This window comes from Zhihengliuella flava, from assembly GCF_015751895.1.
Classification (GTDB): domain Bacteria; phylum Actinomycetota; class Actinomycetes; order Actinomycetales; family Micrococcaceae; genus Zhihengliuella; species Zhihengliuella flava.
Genome location: NZ_JADOTZ010000001.1, coordinates 56,327 through 74,922, shown reverse-complemented (window position 1 = coordinate 74,922; position 18,596 = coordinate 56,327). Strand labels below are relative to the sequence as shown.

Sequence of the window (18,596 nt, the reverse complement as noted above, 5' to 3'; positions counted from 1 at the left end):
AGTGAACCTCCATTGTATTCGAAAATATGTTCGAGTACAGAGAGGTTAGCTGGCGGCACCCCACAAAATAGAGTGGGCGATTCACCTCGAGCGAGATTGCTGTTTAGAACAAGGCCTTGACTGGGGAGATCAAGTCCGCAGCGTTGTTCCTCACATTGCCGACGGCGGCACTCACCGGATCAAGCTGCCACGTCTTCGCCACCGCATACGCGTCCTGCCTCACCCGCTCGACGAGCACTGCGGCATTGCGGTCCCGACAGTCAATCCACGCCTGCATCGAGGCCTCGGAGAGCGGGACGGGTAACCGATCGTGGAGTTGCCCCAGTTCCCCCAAGACTCCGGCGGCGGCTGGATCGGGAGAGTCCCTCGTGACAATACTGGTCGAAAGCATCCACCCCCCAGCGGAGTCCTCGGGAACGCTCGGGTCGCGCCACCATTCATAGAGTCCCGCAAAAAAGGCCAACGACCCATCGGCCGGATGTACAAAGTACGGCTGCTTCTGCGCTTTCGCTCCCGTGTCTTGGCGCTTCCATTCGTAGTAACCATCCATGGGAACCGCGCAGCGCCGGGTGACGACGGCGGATCGAAACATCGGCTTCTCCGTCACGGTTTCGCTCCGTGCATTGAAGGCGCGAACGCCGATCTGACGGTCTTTCGCCCAGCGGGGCACCAGGCCCCAGTGGGCGCCGTAAACTTCGCGATGAACCGCGGTACCCTGCAGCCGTTCCACGACGATCGGCACGTTGGTAGTTGGAGCAACATTCCATGAGGGGCTGAGATCTTCAGCTTCTACCTGCTCCCCCAGCACCGCATCCGCCTCGGCCAACAAGTCCCCTGTGGCCCGCGCCATCACATATCGCCCACACATGCGGCCATCGTAGCGCGCTCGCCGCTGTGCCACCGAGGCCTTAACGGCACTAGGCCCGGACCGAAGTCCGAGCCTAGTGTCATCTGGGTGGAGGTAAGGGGATTCGAACCCCTGACCTTCTGCATGCCATGCAGACGCGCTACCAACTGCGCCATACCCCCGCAAGCTGCTCCTCGAGCAACTCGTTTATCTTAGTTGACCGGCGGCGGCCCACCAAATCGGGGGCGCCATCCAGCGTGCCAGTTATTCGGCTGTGGCGCCTGGCGCACCGAGATGTGGAAGCTCGATCGCCGGGCAGTCGCTCCAGAGACGATCCAAAGCATAAAAGACCCGGTCTTCCTGATGCTGAACATGAATCACCACGTCGAGATAGTCCAGCAAGACCCAGCGGCCCTCGCTACGACCCTCACGACGTGCGGGCTTGAGATCAAGCTGTTCGAGCAAGGCCTCTTCGATCGCGTCGACTACGGCATTGACCTGACGCTCCGTTTCTGCGGAGGCAAAAAAGAACGCGTCCGTAATGCCTAGCCGCTCCCCGACGTCGACCGCAGCGAGATTCTCTGCGTGCTTAGCGTCAGCGGCGCGAGCGGCAATATTGATGATGGTGCGAGTGTGTTCGTTGAGCGCCACGGCTCTCCTACCTAGAAGGTGCTAATTGCTATTGATGATCATCGTCAGCCCGGCGACGAACGTGCCTACGCCCACGGCCAGGGCACCGAAGGACACGTAGAGCCACGTGTTGGCTCGGCGGATCCCGGCCGTGACGGAGTCCAAGGGATCCAATCCCTGGGCCTCAACGGCGGCCATGGGCGGCCCCTCAACCGGCGCGTGATGAGCTGGACTCTCCGCGGGTGATGCAGAGGACGCCTCCTGCTGGGGCACGGGACGTCCCGTGCGTCGCTGGACCTGCTGTGGCTCGTTGACCCGGGAGAAATCCAGATCCACACCGCTCGTCGGTGGCCCTGTCACGCCCGTGTTCGTCAACGCGCTATCGGCGTTGACAAACTGATTCATCGCTCCGGTAAACGGATCCGAACTGACATGGTTCAGACGCTGAGCATTCTCCGCCTCGAGACGACGCCGCTCGGCGATGCGGCGATTAATCACGGCCGCTCGAGCGGCATGTTCGCGCTGGGCAGCCAACTGTTCCAAGTCGATGAGTCCGGTATCATCCGTCCCCACAGACCCCGCTGTGGGAGCCGCTTCCGGCTGCGCCTCTTCCTTCTGCCGCAGAGCCTCTTCGACGCTCAGATGATCACCGGGGCTGGCCTGCTGACCCGTCTCGGCCTCGGGCAGAGGGCGCACTCGCGGCGTCGGCGCGGTATCCAAATCCGCCTCGGCAGCGGGCTCAACACGCTGCTGCGGCGCGGAATTGGCATCAGGGGCCGGATCGTTCGCTGCCTGCCCCTCCGTTTGCTGCTCGGCTGTGGCCTCCGCCGCGAGAGCAGCTTCGCGCTGCTTCGCTTGGAGACGCAGCTGCCGTCGCGTCAAGGGTGCCGCTTCTTCCGCCGGCTGCTGCTCGGCTGCCTGCTCTTCTGCTCGACGACGGCGCAACGCTTCGCGATCACGTTGGCGCTGCAAAGAACTGCGCTCAGTGCGGGCCGGGATAGCGTCAACGGGAACTTCTGCAGCACGCCGACTTCGATTGGCACGCCTCACACGCTGTGACGTGACCTGCTCAGTCGAGTCATCCTCCGGCACGGCATCAGGGGCCCCCTGGGCAGCAGGTGCCTCAGACGCCGGCACCGGCTGATCGGCAGTGGCATCCGTTGCCGCAGGCGCCTCGGAGGGCGCAGGCGCGTCAGCCTCGCCCGCGGAGGCCGCTGCGCGCTCGGCAGCTTCTTTGGCGCGCTGCCGCTCCCGCAGAGCACGCCGGGTGAGGACGGGCTCCGAATCGTTGCTCATGCTGTCCAATCCCGATTATGCATTCTCAGCTTCTGATGATTCCAGATACAACTGATGTTTGGCGATGTACTGCACGACTCCGTCAGGTACGAGGTACCAAACGGGCTGATGCTCTGCGACACGCTCCCGACACCCCGTCGAGGAAATCGCAAGCGCCGGGACCTCCAGCAGGCTGACGTCCTGCCGGCCCAAGTCCGGAAGCTCGTGTCCCGGCCGTGTCACTCCCACGAAGTGCGCGAGCCCCCACAGCTCATCGACGTCTTTCCACGACATGATCTGTGCCAGCGCGTCGGCCCCAGTAATGAAGAAAAGTTCCGCCTGGGGGCGCTGGCGCCGCAGGTCACGGAGCGTATCTATGGTGTACGTGACGCCGGGCCGATCAATGTCGACCCGGCTGACCGTGAACCGCGGGTTCGAGGCCGTTGCCACCACAGTCATGAGGTAGCGATGCTCCGAGTGGGACACCTTTTTGTGTTGTTTTTGCCACGGCTGGCCGGTTGGGACGAAGATCACTTCGTCGAGGCCAAACGTGGCGGCGACCTCACTCGCAGCAACTAGGTGGCCATGGTGGATCGGGTCGAAAGTACCACCCATCACCCCGACCCGGGCGCGCTGGCCCGCCGTGGTCGATTTAGTGATGCGCTCCACCGTGGTTATTCGGGTGCTGGCGGTGCGGATCCTGAACTTCGGCATGCGGCTCATGGCCCAAGCCACGGTTGGCGAAGGACACGGTAATGAGGAGCAGCAACAAGAACACAGCCATGATGCCGCCGCCGATCAGCAGGGCGGTGCCCATGGCACTCTCCGCCTCCTCGGCAGCTGTCACTACACCCGAGGCGATGACCTGATTGAACATGTGTCTCCCTTGCTCTCTTGGTATGACCGGCCCAGCCGTGATCGGCCGGGCCGGCCCTCAGTCTGCCCTCTATGGTACCCAGTACTGCGCACCACTGCCGAACGACGCGCGTGCCCTACGGGCGAATCTGCCCGTCGCCCTGAATGACCCACTTGGTGGTGGTCAGCTCGCGCAAACCCATTGGCCCGCGCGCGTGCATCTTCTGAGTGGAAATCCCCACTTCTGCCCCGAGGCCGAGCTGGCCGCCATCCGTGAACCGGGTCGACGCGTTGACGATCACCGCGGCCGAATCGATCTCCCGCACGAAGCGCTCCGACTGCGAAAGATCGTTGGTCACGATCGCTTCGGTGTGGCCACTGGAATGGGCACGGATGTGATCCATGGCGTCATCGAGAGAATCCACTACCGCAACTGCGATGTCCATGTCGAGGTATTCGGTGTCCCAGTCTTCCGCGGTCGCCGCCACGGTGTTGAGCCCTTCGGCCAGCTTCGCCGCGCGCTCGTCAACGTGCAGACGCACACCCGCATCGGAAAGTTCCTTGAGCACCTTCGGCGCCACCGCCGCGTTCTGGTGGATCAGAAGCGTCTCCGCCGCATTACACACCGAGGTCCGGTGCGTCTTGGCATTCAAAACAATCGGAACCGCCAATTCCTCGGGCGCACTCTCATCGACGAACACGTGCACATTGCCCTCACCGGTTTCGATGACCGGCACCGTGGCGTTCTGCACGACGGCCTGGATGAGGTTGTGCCCGCCGCGCGGAACCAAGACGTCGACCTTGCCGCGCGCGCCCATGAGTGCCGTCGCGCCCGGGCGACCGAGCTCGTCGATGCCCTGAACGGCGTCCGCTGGCAGGCCCACCTTCTCCAGAGCCTCGCGAATCAGGCCGATGAGAACCTTATTGCTCTCCTCGGCTGCAGACCCGCCGCGCAGCAAGACGGTATTTCCACTCTTGAGGGCAATTCCCGCGATATCCACGGTCACGTTGGGACGCGCCTCATAGATGGCGCCAACGACGCCGAGAGGCACGTGAATCTGGCGTAGGCGCAGACCGTTGGGCAGGGTCTGACCGCGCATCACCTCACCAACGGGATCGGGCAGGCCGCTGAGATCTTGCAGCGCAGAGATCAGGCCATCAATGCGCGCGTCGTCGAGCCGCAAACGATCCAACAACGCCTGCGAGGTGCCGTTCGCCTCTCCCCGCGCCAGGTCCTTTTCGTTTCCGGCCAAAATGGCTGCACGGTTCTGATCGAGCGTTTCGCCGATGGTGTGCAGCGCGCGATCCTTGTGGTCGCGGTTGGCCTGAGCCAAGATACGCGACGCGAAGCGGGCCCGGTCAGCCTTCGCAGCAATCGCCGCATCGACATCGGTAGCGTTCGTTTCGTTAAGAGTGTCAGTCATGATTCCCCCTAGGGGTAGAAGTGGCTTCGAACGTGATCTCTAGCGGCGGCGGTCAACCACCACCATGTCATCAATGTGCACGACCGATCGGCCATAGCGCTTGCCCTGTTTCTTGGCGAGCTCACGCGTGGACTTGCCGATCATGGCGGGCAGCTCGTCGTTATCGAAGTTCACGACGCCGCGGGCAATGACCTTGCCCTTCTTATCGGTGAGTTCAACGACGTCACCTGCATCAAAGGCACCCTGGACGGCGGTAATGCCCGCCGGCAACAAGGACTTACGGCCTGAGGCGATGGCCTTGACTGCGCCCGCGTCGAGGACCAGCTGGCCACCGGCATCAGCGAGGTGCTCGAGCCACAGCATGCGTGCCGAACGGCGCACACCGCGGGCGGAGAACCACGTTCCAACGTCCTCACCGGAGAGCACACGGCCCACATTGGCGGCAGAGGTCACCAAGGCTGGAATCCCCGACTCCGCTGCCATCGTCGCGGCGCGGACTTTGGTGGCCATACCGCCGGTGCCGATGCCCGACCCCGTGCCGCCGATCTCGACGCCTTCAAGATCCGCCGGTGAATCGACACGGCTGATGCGCTTGGCGCCCTTCTGCGGAGGACCGTCATAGACAGCATCGACGTCGGAAAGTAGCACGAGCGTCTCAGCCTTGACGAGGTCGGCCACGAGGGCAGCCAGACGGTCGTTGTCGCCAAAACGGATCTCGTGGGTCGCCACCGTGTCGTGCTCGTTAATGATCGGCAGTACGCCGAGATCCAGCAATCGGTTGAGCGTGTCGAACGCGTTTCCGTACTGCTCACGGCGATTCAAATCTTCCGCCGTCAGCAGCACCTGCCCCACGATCACATCGTGCTTGGCGAATTCATCCACGTACTGAGCGACGAGCTGGCCCTGTCCCACAGCGGCTGACGCCTGCTGCGTGGCCAGGTCGCGCGGCCGACGAGTGACCCCCATGGGGGCGAGGCCGGCCGCGACAGCGCCGGAAGAGATCAGGATGATCTCGGTCCCCGCGGCACGTGCGCGGCCCAAGGTATCGACCAACGCCTTGAGTGCATCGCTACTGACGCCGCCGTCGACGGTGGTCAGAGAGGATGAGCCGACTTTGACGACGATTCGTCCTGCTCGGGTGATGTCAGAGCGCTCGCGCACTGCCGACGGTTTTCGAGTTTCCTTCATCCTCAGGCGTTGCTTCATGCCTTGTCGCTGTCTCCTTCAGGGGCGGGCATTTTGTAGTTCGCCGATTCCGTCCAGATCCCAGCGCGGCGTTCGGCTTCCAACTCGTCTCGGGCCGCCTGCTTGGCTTCCTTGCGAGCCTGATGTTCCTCACGCTTTTGCTGGCGCGTCGGGCGGTGCATCTCCTCCAAGCGCACGTCGTGACCACGGCGCGAACCCAAGAGTTCCGCGCCGGCGCTCATGGTCGGCTCCCAGTCGAAGACCACGCTGTCGTCCTCGTCTCCGATCACGACGGCGTCGCCCGGCTGGGCACCCACCTTGAACAACTCGTCCTCGACGCCAAGCTTGGCGAGGCGGTCGGCCAAATAACCAACAGCCTCATCATTGCGGAAATCCGTTTGCTTGACCCAGCGAACCGGCTTCTCTCCGATAATACGGAAGAGCGGCTCCAGGTTTCGCTCTTCACGCCGGATTGTGAACGCTCGTTGATTCACGGCGCGCGGTTTGATAACAGGTGCCTCAACGACGGCGGGGGCTGCGTCGATCTTTGCCCGTGCTTCCGCGACTAGCTCGGCCATCGCGAAGGACAGCTCCCGCAAGCCTTGACGTGCAACAGCGGAGATCTCGAAGACTCGATACCCTCGCTTTTCCAGCTCAGGGCGAACAAACTCAGCCATGTCTGCACCGTCGGGCAGGTCCACCTTATTGAGGGCAATGAGCTTCGGGCGCTCGTTCAGAGGCACGAGCTGACCGTCGGCGCCCGCGAACGAAGAGTCCACCGCGTATTGAGCCAGCTCTGCCTCAATGACATCGAGGTCCGAGATCGGGTCCCGGTCCGTCTCTAGCGCCCCGCAGTCGAGCACGTGAACCAGTGCGGCACACCGCTCCACGTGTCGCAGAAACTCGTGTCCCAGCCCCTTACCCTGGCTAGCGCCCGGAATCAGACCGGGCACATCGGCCACGGTATAGCGGGTTTCGCCCGCCTCAACCACGCCGAGATTCGGAACCAACGTCGTAAAGGGGTAATCGGCAATCTTGGGACGGGCAGCAGACAGGGCCGCGATCAGGCTCGATTTGCCGGCCGAGGGATAGCCCACCAAGGCGATATCGGCGACGGTCTTGAGTTCTAGGACGACGTCACGCTCATCGCCGGGAATGCCCAGCAGCGCAAAGCCGGGAGCCTTACGTTTCTTGGAAGCCAACGCAGCGTTGCCTAGACCGCCCTGGCCGCCGGCCGCGGCAACATACTCGGCCCCATCGCCAATGAGATCGGCCAAGATATTGCCGGCTCGGTCTTTCACGATGGTGCCCTCCGGGACGGGCAGGACCAGCGACTCTCCATGCTTGCCCGGACGATTGCCGCCCTTGCCACCCTCACCGTTCTCCGCCTTGCGGTGCGGCACATGGTGGTAGTCCAGCAAGGTGCTGACCTGGCTATCAACACGGAAGATCACGGCACCACCGTCACCGCCATTGCCCCCGTCGGGACCGCCGAGGGGCTTGAACTTCTCACGGTGCACGGACACACAGCCATGCCCTCCGGTGCCTCCGGAGAGGTGCAGGACGACGCGGTCGATGAACGCTGCCACGATTCGGGCTCCTAACATCTGGTGCGGCGCACCCCGAGGTGGGCCGGCGGCGGGTGACGGCACGGCGCCGTCGTCCCCGTACCGACGGTAGACCACCGGCGGGGAAAATAACACTGAAAAAACGACTGGAGGGTGGGCCCGCGGGCCCACCCTCCAGGTGCAAGAGCTACGTTGACGAACCCGTCAGCGAAGACTTGTGAAAATTACTCGCCGGAAACGATGTTCACGACGCGGCGACCACGGCGGGTGCCGAACTCGACGGAGCCTGCAGCCAGAGCAAACAGGGTGTCGTCGCCGCCACGGCCAACGTTGGCGCCCGGGTGGAAGTGCGTGCCGCGCTGGCGGACGATGATCTCGCCGGCCGAGACGGTCTGGCCACCGAAACGCTTCACGCCCAAGTACTGGGGGTTGGAATCGCGGCCGTTACGAGTGGAGCTCGCGCCCTTCTTATGTGCCATTGAATATGCCTACCTTCGGTTCAGGGGTTTCTGTCGCGTCGTGCCGCTTAGGCGATCGACGTGACCTTGACCTTGGTCAGAGCAGCGCGGAAGCCCTGGCGCTTCTTGTAACCGGTCTTGTTCTTGTACTTCTGGATCACGATCTTACCGCCGCGGTAGTTCTCGACGACCTCGGCCGTCACCTTGACCTTGGACAGTTCGTTGCTATCAGAAGTCACCTTGTCACCGTCGACCAGCAGCAGGGCGGGGAGCTCAATGGTGCCGCCAGCAGCTACGGGAACGCGGTCAAGGGTGATGAAGTCTCCAACCGAGACCTTCTCCTGGTGGCCGCCAGCGCGGACAATTGCGTACACCACTTTGGTACTCACTTCTCTCGACGTTCTTAAATCTCATTACTGCGCATGATGATCCCCAGCGATCCGCTCGGTGATCGTGATGATCCAAGGGACGTGCTCCGGAGAATTGCGCTGTGCAGTCACGCCGATTGGAAAAGTTCCGATGAGCGGCGTTCGCACCGAAGAACTAGACTACGCTAGTGCGCCCCCGTGGAGCAAATACAACGGTCCCCGGCGCGCCGTCAAGACCCTGAGTGAGCCCGGGGGCGCTCCCCCGCGACCCGCTCGCCTTGCGGCACGCCCGGTGGCTCGTCCCCGCCGAGCCACCGGATCGATTTTAGAGTTCGGAGGCGGGCACGCCCACGCCAAACATGGTGGGCTGTTCCACGTCCTGACTCTTCGGCACCGCCGTCGCGCTGACCGTGTGCGCGGTCCCTTCAGCCTCAAGGCTGGCGCGCCGCTCGATTGGCGTCTGCCCCGACCCCTGGGCGCTGGTGGCCGCCCGGGTACCACGCCCGCGTTTGCGAGCTGGCGCGGGGGTGGCCGCGGAGGCGATGGCGGTTCCTGCACCACTCGCCTCAGGCGCCATGCTGGCCGTCGGGGCCTTGGGCTCCGGTGCCGCTGCCTTCGCGCCCTGCTCGGTGCGGCCCTGCTCGGTGCGGCCCTGCTCGGAGGACTCGCCCCCGGGCGTCACCCCAAAGGCAGCCGTCAGGCTCTCCAGCGTCAGCTCCGGACTCTGCGTCGGAGCCGTCGCCTTACGCCGACCACGGCGTGACCGCGGCAGCTTGACCTTCTCCCCCGCGATTTCGACGACGGCTTCTGGTTCGGTTTCCGGGGTGGGTGCCGGTTCTGCTGCGCGCCCTGGCTGTGTTGGTGCAGCTCCTTGGTCATGCTGGCGGTTGCCATCGCGCTCGGCTCGAGCGCCTGCCGGCTCGTCAGCCTTCTCGTCGTGCGAGTGCGCCGCATGGGCCGCGGCGGCGATGTTGGCCACCGCTGCGCGGGTGGCGTTCGCCTTCGCCTCCTCGTCGGGACTCGGATTCTGCTGGGCCGACTTGGGCTTGGATTCCTGAGACTTCTCACCCTTACGACGCCGGCGGGACGACTTCTCCTGCTGCGGTTCGCCCTGCGAGTTGTGACTGCGACGGTGTTCAACCGGTTCGTCATGCGTAATGACGCCACGTCCCGCACACGCCTCGCAGTTTTCGCTGAAGACCTCGAGGAGGCCGGTACCCATGCGCTTACGCGTCATTTGAACCAATCCAAGGGAGGTCACTTCCGCCACTTGGTGCTTGGTGCGGTCACGTCCCAAGCACTCCACCAGGCGACGCAGCACCAAGTCCCGATTGGACTCCAAGACCATGTCGATGAAGTCGATCACGATGATGCCACCGATGTCCCGCAAGCGCAGTTGCCGGACAATCTCCTCCGCGGCCTCCAAATTATTCTTGGTGACGGTTTCCTCGAGATTACCGCCCGAGCCGGTGAACTTACCGGTGTTGACGTCAATGACGGTCATCGCTTCGGTGCGATCAATCACCAGCGAGCCACCTGACGGAAGGAAGACCTTCCGGTCCAACGCCTTAAAGATCTGTTCATCGATCCGCTTGGCCGCGAAGATATCCTCGTCAGCCTCCCACTTCTCCAGCCGCTCGAGCAGATCGGGCGCCACATAGGTCACGTAAGCCTCGATGGTGTCCCAGGCTTCCTCGCCCGCGACGACGAGTTTGGTGAAGTCCTCATTGAAGACGTCACGGACCACCTTGATCGTCAGGTCCGGTTCGGAGTACAGCAGTTCGGGCGGCGTCGTCTTCTTCGAGGTGGACTTGCCCTGGATGTCCTCCCACTGTGCGCGCAGGCGGTTGATGTCATTCATCAACTCCTCCTCGCTCGCGCCTTCGGCTGCGGTGCGAACAATGACCCCCGCATTCTCCGGCAGGTGGTCTTTAAGGATCTTCTTCAGACGATTCCGCTCCACGTCGGGGAGCTTGCGAGAAATTCCGGTCATGGACCCGCCCGGAACGTACACCAAGTACCGGCCGGGCAGGGACACTTGACTCGTCAGGCGGGCGCCCTTGTGCCCGACTGGATCCTTCGTCACCTGCACCAAGACGGAATCGCCGGACTTCAGCGCGTTTTCGATGCGGCGCGGCTGTCCATCCAGCTTTGCGGCGTCCCAATTGACCTCACCGGCGTACAGCACGGCGTTACGGCCACGCCCGATGTCGATGAATGCGGCTTCCATGGACGGCAACACGTTCTGAACCTTGCCCACGTAGACATTGCCGATCAGCGAGTCCTGCTGGGTTCGAGAAACGAAATGCTCGGCCAGCACCCCGTCCTCCAACACGCCAATCTGGATGCGATCGTCCGCTTGGCGCACCACCATCTGGCGATCGACCGACTCCCTGCGAGCCAGGAACTCGGCCTCGGTAATGACTTGGCGACGCCGTCCGGAATCGCGCGACTCCCGACGGCGCTGGCGCTTGGCTTCGAGCCGGGTAGAGCCCTTAACGCTGGCAACCTTCTGAGATCCCTGCTCGCCGCCGCGCGGTGCACGGACGCGCGTGACGGTCCCGGTCGCGTCGTCGGTCACCTCGAGGTCGGCGTCGCCACGACGGCGACGACGGCGACGACGGCTCGTAGCCTCCTCCGGCTCCTGCTCGGTGTCGGTGGCGTCTGCCTCCGCTGCCTGCTCCCCGGTTGAAGATTGCTCGGTGCCCCCACGCCGACGACGGCGGCGGGACCGGCGATTGGTGCCGCCCTGTTCCTCGTCGTCAGACTCGTCGCGGTCCTCCCCGGAGCGACCGCTCGGCTCGGCCGGCGGCAACGTGCTGAAATCGGGAGCTTGGAACAAGACCGATGTGGCCGGCGCTGCCGCTTCCTCGGCTTGGCCGCTCGGCCCGCTTGCCGGTGTCTGCTGGGACGCTTCTTCCGATGCGTCGACGTCGGTCGTTACCGCCTCGGCCGTGGTTTCAGGTGCAGCCGACTCCGCGGAGGCGTCCTGACCGTCGTCGGCGGCGTCCTTCTCTCCGGCCGTGGGCTCAGCAGCGGCAGTCTTCTTGGCGCGGGGCTTGCGCGGGGCGCGCTTCACGGCCTTTTTCGGTGCCGAGGGCTCCTCCGCTGGCTCCGTCACTGGCTCACGAGGCTCTGCGATCTCGGCTGGAGCCTCCGGCGCCTGATCCGTCGTCGTGTTGCTTGTGTCCTTCGTTTCGTCCATTGGACTCAATATCTCCTTGCCGGCGGTCCGTCCACAGCGACGCCCCGGGCGATCGGTCGGTCGGAACGGCGGCCCTGTGGGGCAGCCGGTGACCGGAAGTCAGTAGCTATTCGCAGCCTGAGCGCCCGTCATCGGTGGGCGCTAACAAACGCTGCGAACCAGCGGCGCGCTCCCTGGCATACCGCTTTCTGTTGCGGCGACCGAGGGCGGAATTCGTCTCGCTGGCGTCTCACACTGCCACCGTATCGAAACATCGCCCGTGGGCCGGGAAGGCTGTCACTGGGTCGGCAACGAACTGTGGATCCGTCCCCGACCACGGTCATTGTCTCACACTGCCGTGCGGCTCACAGGTTTCGCGCAGGCAGAAATCACGCACAGTCCCTAGACTGACATCATGTCCGAGACTCTGTTGGCACGCACCGAGCGCCCCACTGACTCCGCCCGCGGCTTCGGGTGGTTCCTGACCATCGCCTCCACCATCGCGTGGCTGGCCTCCGTGATTCTGGTCCTGGAGCGGCTTGAGCTCTACGCCAACCCCAACCATGTCACGAGCTGCGACATCAATCCATGGGTTTCCTGTGGGGCCGTCATGAATCAGTGGCAGGCCGCGCTCTTCGGGTTTCCCAATCCACTCATCGGCATCGTCGGATTCGCCGTGGTGATGACGATTGGCATGTGCCTCGTGGCCGGCGCTTCGCTACCGCGCTGGTTCTGGATCGGCCTGCAGATTGGCATCACGCTCGCCTTCGCTTTCATCGTCTGGCTATGGAGCCAGGCCGTCTATGAGATTCGCATCCTGTGCCTCTACTGCATGGTGGTGTGGGCCATGACGATCCCACTGTTTGTGCTGACCACAGCCCGGAACATCAGCCACGGTTTCATCGGCGGGGGCGAGAAGCTCCAGCGGTTCGCTCGGGAGTGGGCTTGGGTCATCGCTCTCGGGCTCATCGTCCTCGTTGCCGCGACCGTCGTGATGGAGTTCGCCGGGGTCTTCTTCGGCGGCTAATCCCCCACCAGACGAAAGGGGTACGACGCCGGCGCATGGCGGCGTCGTACCCCTTTTCTTCACGTGGGCCGGCCGGACTGCGCTGGCAGCCCGGCGTGCGGGCTAGAACCAGATGGAGATCTCACGCTCAGCGGATTCAACCGAGTCCGAGCCGTGCACCAAGTTCTTCTGGACCTTCTCGCCCCAGTCACGGCCTAGATCGCCGCGGATGGTACCGGGCGCGGCCGAGGTCGGGTCGGTGGTGCCAGCCAACGAGCGGAATCCCTCGATCACGCGGTGGCCCTCGAGGACGACGGCGACCGTGGGGCCGGAGAGCATGAAGTCCACGAGCGGCTCGTAGAACGGCTTGCCCACGTGCTCCTCATAGTGCTGCTCGAGCAACTCGCGGGTGGCGCGCACCTGCTGAAGCTCGACAATCCGGTATCCCTTGGCTTCGATGCGGGCCAAGATGGTGCCGGTGAGCTGGCGCTCGACGCCGTCAGGCTTGATGAGAACCAGAGTGCGTTCGGTAGACATAGTTGTCCCCTTCAGGGTTGAGAATGTGCTGTTGATCAGTCTAAAGCGGAAGTGCGCTCAGAGCCGACTGGCGCCTCAGGCATCATGTTCCGGCGCGGAGTTCCGGGCTTCCCAGTCACTTTGGGCCTGATCCCGCGCCTTGTTCTCCGCATCCAGCTGAGCCCCCTTGGTGACCGCATACCACCAGGCCGCGGCGAAGAGCGCCCCGATGAGGAAGAAGTAATAGTCAATGAAGCCGGAGGCAATGAGCACCACCTGCAACGCCCAGCCAATCCAGTACCCGGCGGGCCGCTGCAAGAGCGCGCACGTGGCGATACTGACGGCGCTCAGGCCCAGTCCAATCCCCCACACCAGTGCGTCTCCGAGCTCGTCTCCGTAGAGGCCCGCCACGGACAGCGTGGCAAACAGGAAGACGAACGCCTCCAGCGTCAGCACGGTCGAGGCGAACATCACCTTGATCGAACGCCGCTTCTTTTTCATGCCCGGACGCCACTCGCGCTGCGCCTTGGTCAAACGTGCCATCAGCGTCCGCCCTCCTGCGCGCCGAGCAGCGTGCGTGCCTCAGCCACCACGGTGACGGAACCGGTCACGAGGACCCCGCCGCCAAAGTCCTCGGTGGCATCGGCCCGTCCTACGGCCCACTCCAGGGCGTCGTCGAGCTTCTCCGTTGCGTACAGGTCCTCGTCGGCGAACCCCGCCCCCAGCGCCAGCTGGCCCAGCTCACCCGCCGGAATTGCGCGCGGGGACGTGGACTGAGTCAGGCACACGTCCTCGACGAGATCGCCGTAGGCTTCGCGCAGTTCAGTCAGGATCGCCTCAGCATCCTTCTCCGCCAAGACGCCGACGACGAGGACCAGCCGAGAGAACCCGAAGACTTCCTTCACGGCCTCGGCAGAGGCTCGCATACCGCCCGGGTTGTGGGCGGCGTCGAGCACGATCGTCGGGGACGTTCGGACGACCTCCAGACGCCCCGGGCTGGTGACCTTCTCAAGGCCCGCTTTGAGAATTTCCACGTCCAGCTCCTTGTCGCCACCACCAATGAACGCCTCGAGGGCGGCGATAGCGACGGCGGCATTCTGCGCCTGATGGGCGCCATGCAGCGGCAACAACAGGTCCTCGTACCGACCAGCGAGTGAACGCACCGTGATTTGTTGACCGCCGACGCCAAGCCGGCGCGACTCGACGCCGAACTCGACGCCCTCAAATCGAAACTCCGCACCCTGCTCGCGAGCCGAATCAAGCAAGACCTGGGCGGCAGACGGCTCCTGAGCCGCCGACACCAGGAACGCCCCGGGTTTGATGATGCCCGCCTTCTCTTGGGCGATATCTTCGACGCGGTCTCCGAGGAGGTCGGTGTGATCAAGCGAAATGGGAGTGACGACGGCGACCTGCCCGTCAGCGACGTTCGTCGCGTCCGTCACGCCCCCGAGGCCGACCTCGAGAACGACGACGTCCACTGGTTCGTCCGCAAAGATCGCGAATCCGAGGATCGTCAGGGCCTCAAAGTAGGTCAGCCGGTTCTCTCCGCGCTCCTCCAACTCGGCATCCACCATGAGCAGGTAGGGGCGGATCTCATCCCAAATGCGCACGAATGTCTCGTCACTGACCGGTTCGCCGTTCAGGGCGATCCGCTCGGTGACTTTGGCCAAATGCGGGCTCGTATAGCGCCCCACCCGGAGGTCGTGTGCCATGAGGAGCGATTCGAGGATGCGGGCCGTCGACGTTTTTCCATTGGTGCCGGTCAGGTGAATCACGGGAGCGGCCTTGTTGGGCTCGCCGAGAATTTCCATGGCGCGGAACATCGGTTCCATCCGCGGTTCCATCTTGTTCTCGGGCGCGCGCGACAGCAGGTCCGCGTAAACGCTTTCGACGGAAAACGCGTCGTGGTTCTCAGGTGTTCGACTCACGCGTCGACTCCTTCGGTGGCAATAGCGGTCACGCTCGCGACCGCAGTTTGGGCGGCGTCGTCGACTACCGTCTCGAGGGTCGCGGACAGGGTCTCTGCCTTGACGAGGTCGGCATTGGCCTCGAGCGCCGCGATCGTTTCGGCAGTGGCGGTGACGACGGTGTTCACGCGGTCCCGCACGTCCAGATCAGCACTCTTGCGCGCCTGCTGAATCACGCGGATCACGTCGCGCGCGATGCCCTCGGCCGCCAGCTCTGCCGTCACCGCGGTGTCCAGCACCACGAAGCCGACCCCGTCTAGCACGGCCGCGGCGATCTCCGCGTTACCGTCGGCATCGACGACCGTTTCCAGCGAATACTCGTGCGCTTCCAGCTGAAGGCCGCCCGCGGTCACGACGCCGTCGTTCCCCACGTGCCAGTCGCCACTCTTGGCGCCCTTAATGGCCTGCTGCACGCCCTTGCCGAGTCGCGGGCCGGCGGCCCGCGCGTTGACAACGAGCCGTTGACTGATCCCGTAGTCGCTCGCCGCGGTCTGCTCGGCCTCAACCAGTTCGACCCGCCGGAGGTTCAGCTCGTCGGCGATGATCGAAGCGTACGTGCCGTCCAGCGCGGCCGCGTTGTCGACGGCGACGGTCAGCTGCTGCAGCGGTAAACGAACGCGCAAGTTGGCGCCCTTGCGCAGGGACGATCCCACCGAGCAAATCCGGCGGGTCAGGTCCATGCGTGCCACGAGGTCCTCGCGCGCCGGGAACTGACTGGCGTCCGGCCAGTCCGTCAGGTGCACCGAGCGGCCACCGGTCAGTCCGCGCCAGATCTCGTCGCTCGCGAGCGGCAGCAGCGGGGCCGCGACGCGAGTCAGCGTCTCGAGGCAGGTAAAGAGCACGTCAAAGGCGCGCTCGTCCTCGTCGAAGAAGCGCTGGCGGGAGCGCCGTATGTACCAGTTGGTGAGCGTATCCATGTATCGGCGAACGGCCTCGCACGCCTCGGAGATCTCGTACGCGTCCAGCGCGGCCTGTGCCTCGTTAACGAGGTGCCCGGTAGCGGCCAGCATGTACTCGTCCAACGGGTCGTCCGAACTGTGGCGCAACGTGGCCTCGTAGCCCGCGCCGCCGTTGGCCGCGTTGGTGTAGAGGCTGAAGAAATGCCAGGCGTTCCACAGCGGCAACAGGACCTGCCGAACGCCGTCGCGGATGCCCTGTTCGGTCACGATCAGGTTTCCGCCCCGCAAGATGGGGCTAGCCATGAGGAACCAGCGCATCGCGTCCGATCCGTCGCGGTCCAACACCTCGTTGACATCCGGGTAGTTGCGCAGTGACTTGGACATCTTCTGGCCGTCGGAGCCGAGCACAATTCCGTGGCTGATGACGTTCTTATACGCGGGACGATCGAAGAGCGCGGTGGAGAGGATGTGCATCGTGTAAAACCAGCCACGCGTTTGGCCGATGTACTCCACGATGAAGTCCGCCGGGTGGTGCGAGTCGAACCAGTCCTTGTTCTCCATCGGGTAGTGCACCTGCGCATACGGCATCGATCCGGAATCGAACCACACATCGAGGACATCCTCGACGCGGCGCAGCGTACCGCCCTCGGCGCAGCCCTCGTGGACGCGCGTCAGGTCGTCGATGAACGGACGGTGCAGGTCCACCTCGCCATCGTGGTTCAGCGGCAGGCGGCCGAACGCGGTCTCGAGGTCCTCGAGTGATCCGTGGACCTCACGGTGCGTGCAGTTCGCGGCGTCGCACTCCCAGACCGGAATGGGCGAACCCCAGTAACGGTTGCGGCTGATCGACCAGTCACGGGCGTTCTCCAGCCACTTGCCGAACTGACCGTGCTTGACGTTGCCTGGGATCCAGTTGATCTGCTCGTTGAGCTCGAGCATCCGGTCCTTAAACTTGGTGACCTCGACGTACCAGGAGGAGATCGCGCGGTAGATCAGCGGGGTGCGGCAGCGCCAGCAGTGCGGGTAAGAGTGGACGTAGCTCGCCTGTTTCACGAGGCGTCCGGCATCCTTGACGACACGCGTGATCGTCTTATTCGCGTCGAACGCCTGCTCGCCCACGATCTCCGACAGCGGTCCGTCGGCAAAGACGTCAAGAAAGCGCGCGCCAGAGTCGACGGAGAGGACTACGGGGATGCCCGCGGCCTCGCAGATCGACTGATCATCCTCGCCGTACGCGGGAGCCTGATGAACCAGGCCCGTGCCGTCGGTAGTGGTGACGTAGTCCGCCACGAGGATGCGCCACGCGTTCTCCGTCCCCCACTGCTCGGTGTCGACAAAGGTATCCCACAGTGGCTCGTAGGCGATGTCGGCAAGCTCCGCGCCGGCGAACGTGGCGGTGACCGCCTCCGCGGCGGCCGCGGCGTCGTCGTACCCCAGATCCTTGGCGTAGTTCCCGAGCAAGTCGGAGGCGATGAGGAAGGGCCCCGCGGCGGCGGATGCCTTCACCCCGGCCGGGCCGGCGGGCACGACGACGTAGCTGATCTCCGGGCCTACGGCCAGCGCCGCGTTGGTCGGCAGGGTCCACGGGGTCGTGGTCCACGCAAGAGCTTCAACGCCCGCGAGTCCTAGCTGTTCGGCCTTCGCTCCCGTGAGCGGGAAGGACACGGTGACGGTCTGGTCCTGGCGGTCCTGATAGACGTCATCGTCCATGCGGAGCTCGTGGTTGGACAGCGGGGTCTCGTCCTTCCAGCAGTACGGGAGAACGCGGAAACCTTGGTAGGTCAGGCCCTTGTCATGCAGGCGCTTGAACGCCCAGATGACGGACTCCATGTACTCGACATTGAGCGTCTTGTAGTCGTTCTCGAAATCGACCCAGCGCGCTTGGCGGGTAACGTACGCCTTCCACTCGTCCGCGTACTTCATGACGGAGCTGCGGCAAGCGTCATTGAACTTGTCGATGCCCATGGACTCGATCTGCTGCTTGTCGGTCATACCCAGCTGCTTCATCGCTTCGAGCTCGGCGGGCAAACCGTGCGTGTCCCAACCGAAGCGGCGCTCCACCCGCGATCCGCGCTGAGTCTGGTACCGGGCAACGAGATCCTTGACGTATCCCGTGAGCAGGTGGCCGTAGTGCGGCAAGCCATTGGCAAAGGGGGGGCCGTCATAGAACACGAACTCGCCTTCGCCGTTCGCGCCAGCCGCCCGCTGCTGAATGGACGCGTCAAACGTGGAGTCTTGACCCCAGTAGGACAGAATCCGTTCCTCGATCTCGGGGAATCGGGGGCTGGCGGGCGTAGCTCCCTGGGGATGGGTGGAAGCCTTGGGGTAGAAGCTCATGGGCGGCTCTCCTGCAGTCCTGGCATCGGTGAGCGAACCCGCTCGTGGGCTCGCTGCTCTCCTCGATGCGGGGACGA

16 protein-coding genes and 1 tRNA gene are annotated in these 18,596 nt (G+C 64.2%); 1 reads left to right on the top strand and 16 read right to left on the bottom strand.

The window, feature by feature from the left end; translation table 11 throughout:
• Nucleotides 1-103 precede the first annotated feature (103 nt).
• The 12 genes from IW252_RS00465 to IW252_RS00410 form a co-directional block, all read right to left on the bottom strand.
• A complete protein-coding gene (locus IW252_RS00465; protein WP_196834775.1) occupies nucleotides 104-868 on the bottom strand; it encodes an SOS response-associated peptidase in 765 nt (254 codons plus the stop codon).
• Nucleotides 869-956: 88 nt separating this feature from the next.
• A tRNA-Ala gene (locus IW252_RS00460) sits at nucleotides 957-1,029 on the bottom strand.
• Nucleotides 1,030-1,111: 82 nt separating this feature from the next.
• Nucleotides 1,112-1,498, bottom strand: coding sequence for a ribosome silencing factor (rsfS, locus tag IW252_RS00455; protein ID WP_196834774.1), 387 nt, complete (start codon nucleotides 1,496-1,498; stop codon nucleotides 1,112-1,114).
• Between the two features lie 21 nt (nucleotides 1,499-1,519).
• A complete protein-coding gene (locus tag IW252_RS00450) occupies nucleotides 1,520-2,773 on the bottom strand; it encodes a hypothetical protein (RefSeq protein WP_196834773.1) in 1,254 nt (417 codons plus the stop codon).
• 15 nt (nucleotides 2,774-2,788) lie between these two features.
• Complete coding sequence (gene nadD, locus IW252_RS00445; protein WP_331271544.1) at nucleotides 2,789-3,412, bottom strand: nicotinate-nucleotide adenylyltransferase; 624 nt, start codon at nucleotides 3,410-3,412, stop codon at nucleotides 2,789-2,791.
• Entirely contained in the window at nucleotides 3,405-3,629 is a 225-nt protein-coding gene (locus IW252_RS00440) for a hypothetical protein (protein WP_196837284.1), read from the bottom strand. Before IW252_RS00440 ends, nadD begins: the two co-directional genes overlap by 8 nt.
• Before the next feature lie 115 nt (nucleotides 3,630-3,744).
• Complete coding sequence (locus IW252_RS00435) at nucleotides 3,745-5,031, bottom strand: glutamate-5-semialdehyde dehydrogenase (protein ID WP_196834771.1); 1,287 nt, start codon at nucleotides 5,029-5,031, stop codon at nucleotides 3,745-3,747.
• Nucleotides 5,032-5,070: 39 nt separating this feature from the next.
• On the bottom strand, nucleotides 5,071-6,237 hold the full coding sequence (gene proB / locus IW252_RS00430; protein WP_231365842.1) for a glutamate 5-kinase: 1,167 nt from the start codon (nucleotides 6,235-6,237) through the stop codon (nucleotides 5,071-5,073).
• The gene (obgE, locus tag IW252_RS00425; protein WP_196834770.1) at nucleotides 6,234-7,805 is read right to left on the bottom strand and encodes a GTPase ObgE; all 1,572 of its coding nucleotides are present in this window, start codon (nucleotides 7,803-7,805) and stop codon (nucleotides 6,234-6,236) included. The genes proB and obgE overlap by 4 nt, the downstream gene beginning before the upstream one ends.
• Before the next feature lie 203 nt (nucleotides 7,806-8,008).
• Nucleotides 8,009-8,263: a 50S ribosomal protein L27 gene (gene rpmA / locus IW252_RS00420; RefSeq protein WP_196834769.1), complete on the bottom strand. Its 255-nt coding sequence runs from the start codon at nucleotides 8,261-8,263 to the stop codon at nucleotides 8,009-8,011.
• Nucleotides 8,264-8,310: 47 nt separating this feature from the next.
• Nucleotides 8,311-8,619 carry a 50S ribosomal protein L21 gene (gene rplU / locus IW252_RS00415; protein ID WP_196837010.1) on the bottom strand — a complete coding sequence of 103 codons (309 nt, stop codon included), beginning with the start codon at nucleotides 8,617-8,619 and terminating at the stop codon, nucleotides 8,311-8,313.
• A gap of 316 nt (nucleotides 8,620-8,935) precedes the next feature.
• Nucleotides 8,936-11,827, bottom strand: a complete 2,892-nt coding sequence (locus IW252_RS00410; RefSeq protein WP_456243197.1) for an Rne/Rng family ribonuclease — start codon at nucleotides 11,825-11,827, stop codon at nucleotides 8,936-8,938.
• A 382-nt stretch (nucleotides 11,828-12,209) separates the two neighbouring features.
• Between IW252_RS00410 and IW252_RS00405 the strand changes: the two genes are divergently transcribed.
• Nucleotides 12,210-12,821, top strand: a complete 612-nt coding sequence (locus IW252_RS00405) for a vitamin K epoxide reductase family protein (RefSeq protein WP_196834767.1) — start codon at nucleotides 12,210-12,212, stop codon at nucleotides 12,819-12,821.
• A gap of 102 nt (nucleotides 12,822-12,923) precedes the next feature.
• Here the strand turns inward: IW252_RS00405 and ndk are convergent, their stop codons facing one another.
• The 4 genes from ndk to ileS form a co-directional block, all read right to left on the bottom strand.
• Nucleotides 12,924-13,337: a nucleoside-diphosphate kinase gene (gene ndk, locus IW252_RS00400; RefSeq protein WP_196834766.1), complete on the bottom strand. Its 414-nt coding sequence runs from the start codon at nucleotides 13,335-13,337 to the stop codon at nucleotides 12,924-12,926.
• Between the two features lie 75 nt (nucleotides 13,338-13,412).
• Nucleotides 13,413-13,859, bottom strand: a complete 447-nt coding sequence (locus IW252_RS00395) for a DUF4233 domain-containing protein (protein WP_196834765.1) — start codon at nucleotides 13,857-13,859, stop codon at nucleotides 13,413-13,415.
• Nucleotides 13,859-15,244 (bottom strand): bifunctional folylpolyglutamate synthase/dihydrofolate synthase, encoded by a 1,386-nt coding sequence (locus tag IW252_RS00390; RefSeq protein ID WP_331271372.1) that lies wholly within the window; start codon nucleotides 15,242-15,244, stop codon nucleotides 13,859-13,861. The genes IW252_RS00395 and IW252_RS00390 overlap by 1 nt, the downstream gene beginning before the upstream one ends.
• Nucleotides 15,241-18,519, bottom strand: coding sequence for an isoleucine--tRNA ligase (ileS, locus tag IW252_RS00385; RefSeq protein WP_196834764.1), 3,279 nt, complete (start codon nucleotides 18,517-18,519; stop codon nucleotides 15,241-15,243). Before ileS ends, IW252_RS00390 begins: the two co-directional genes overlap by 4 nt.
• Between the last annotated feature and the right edge of the window lie 77 nt (nucleotides 18,520-18,596).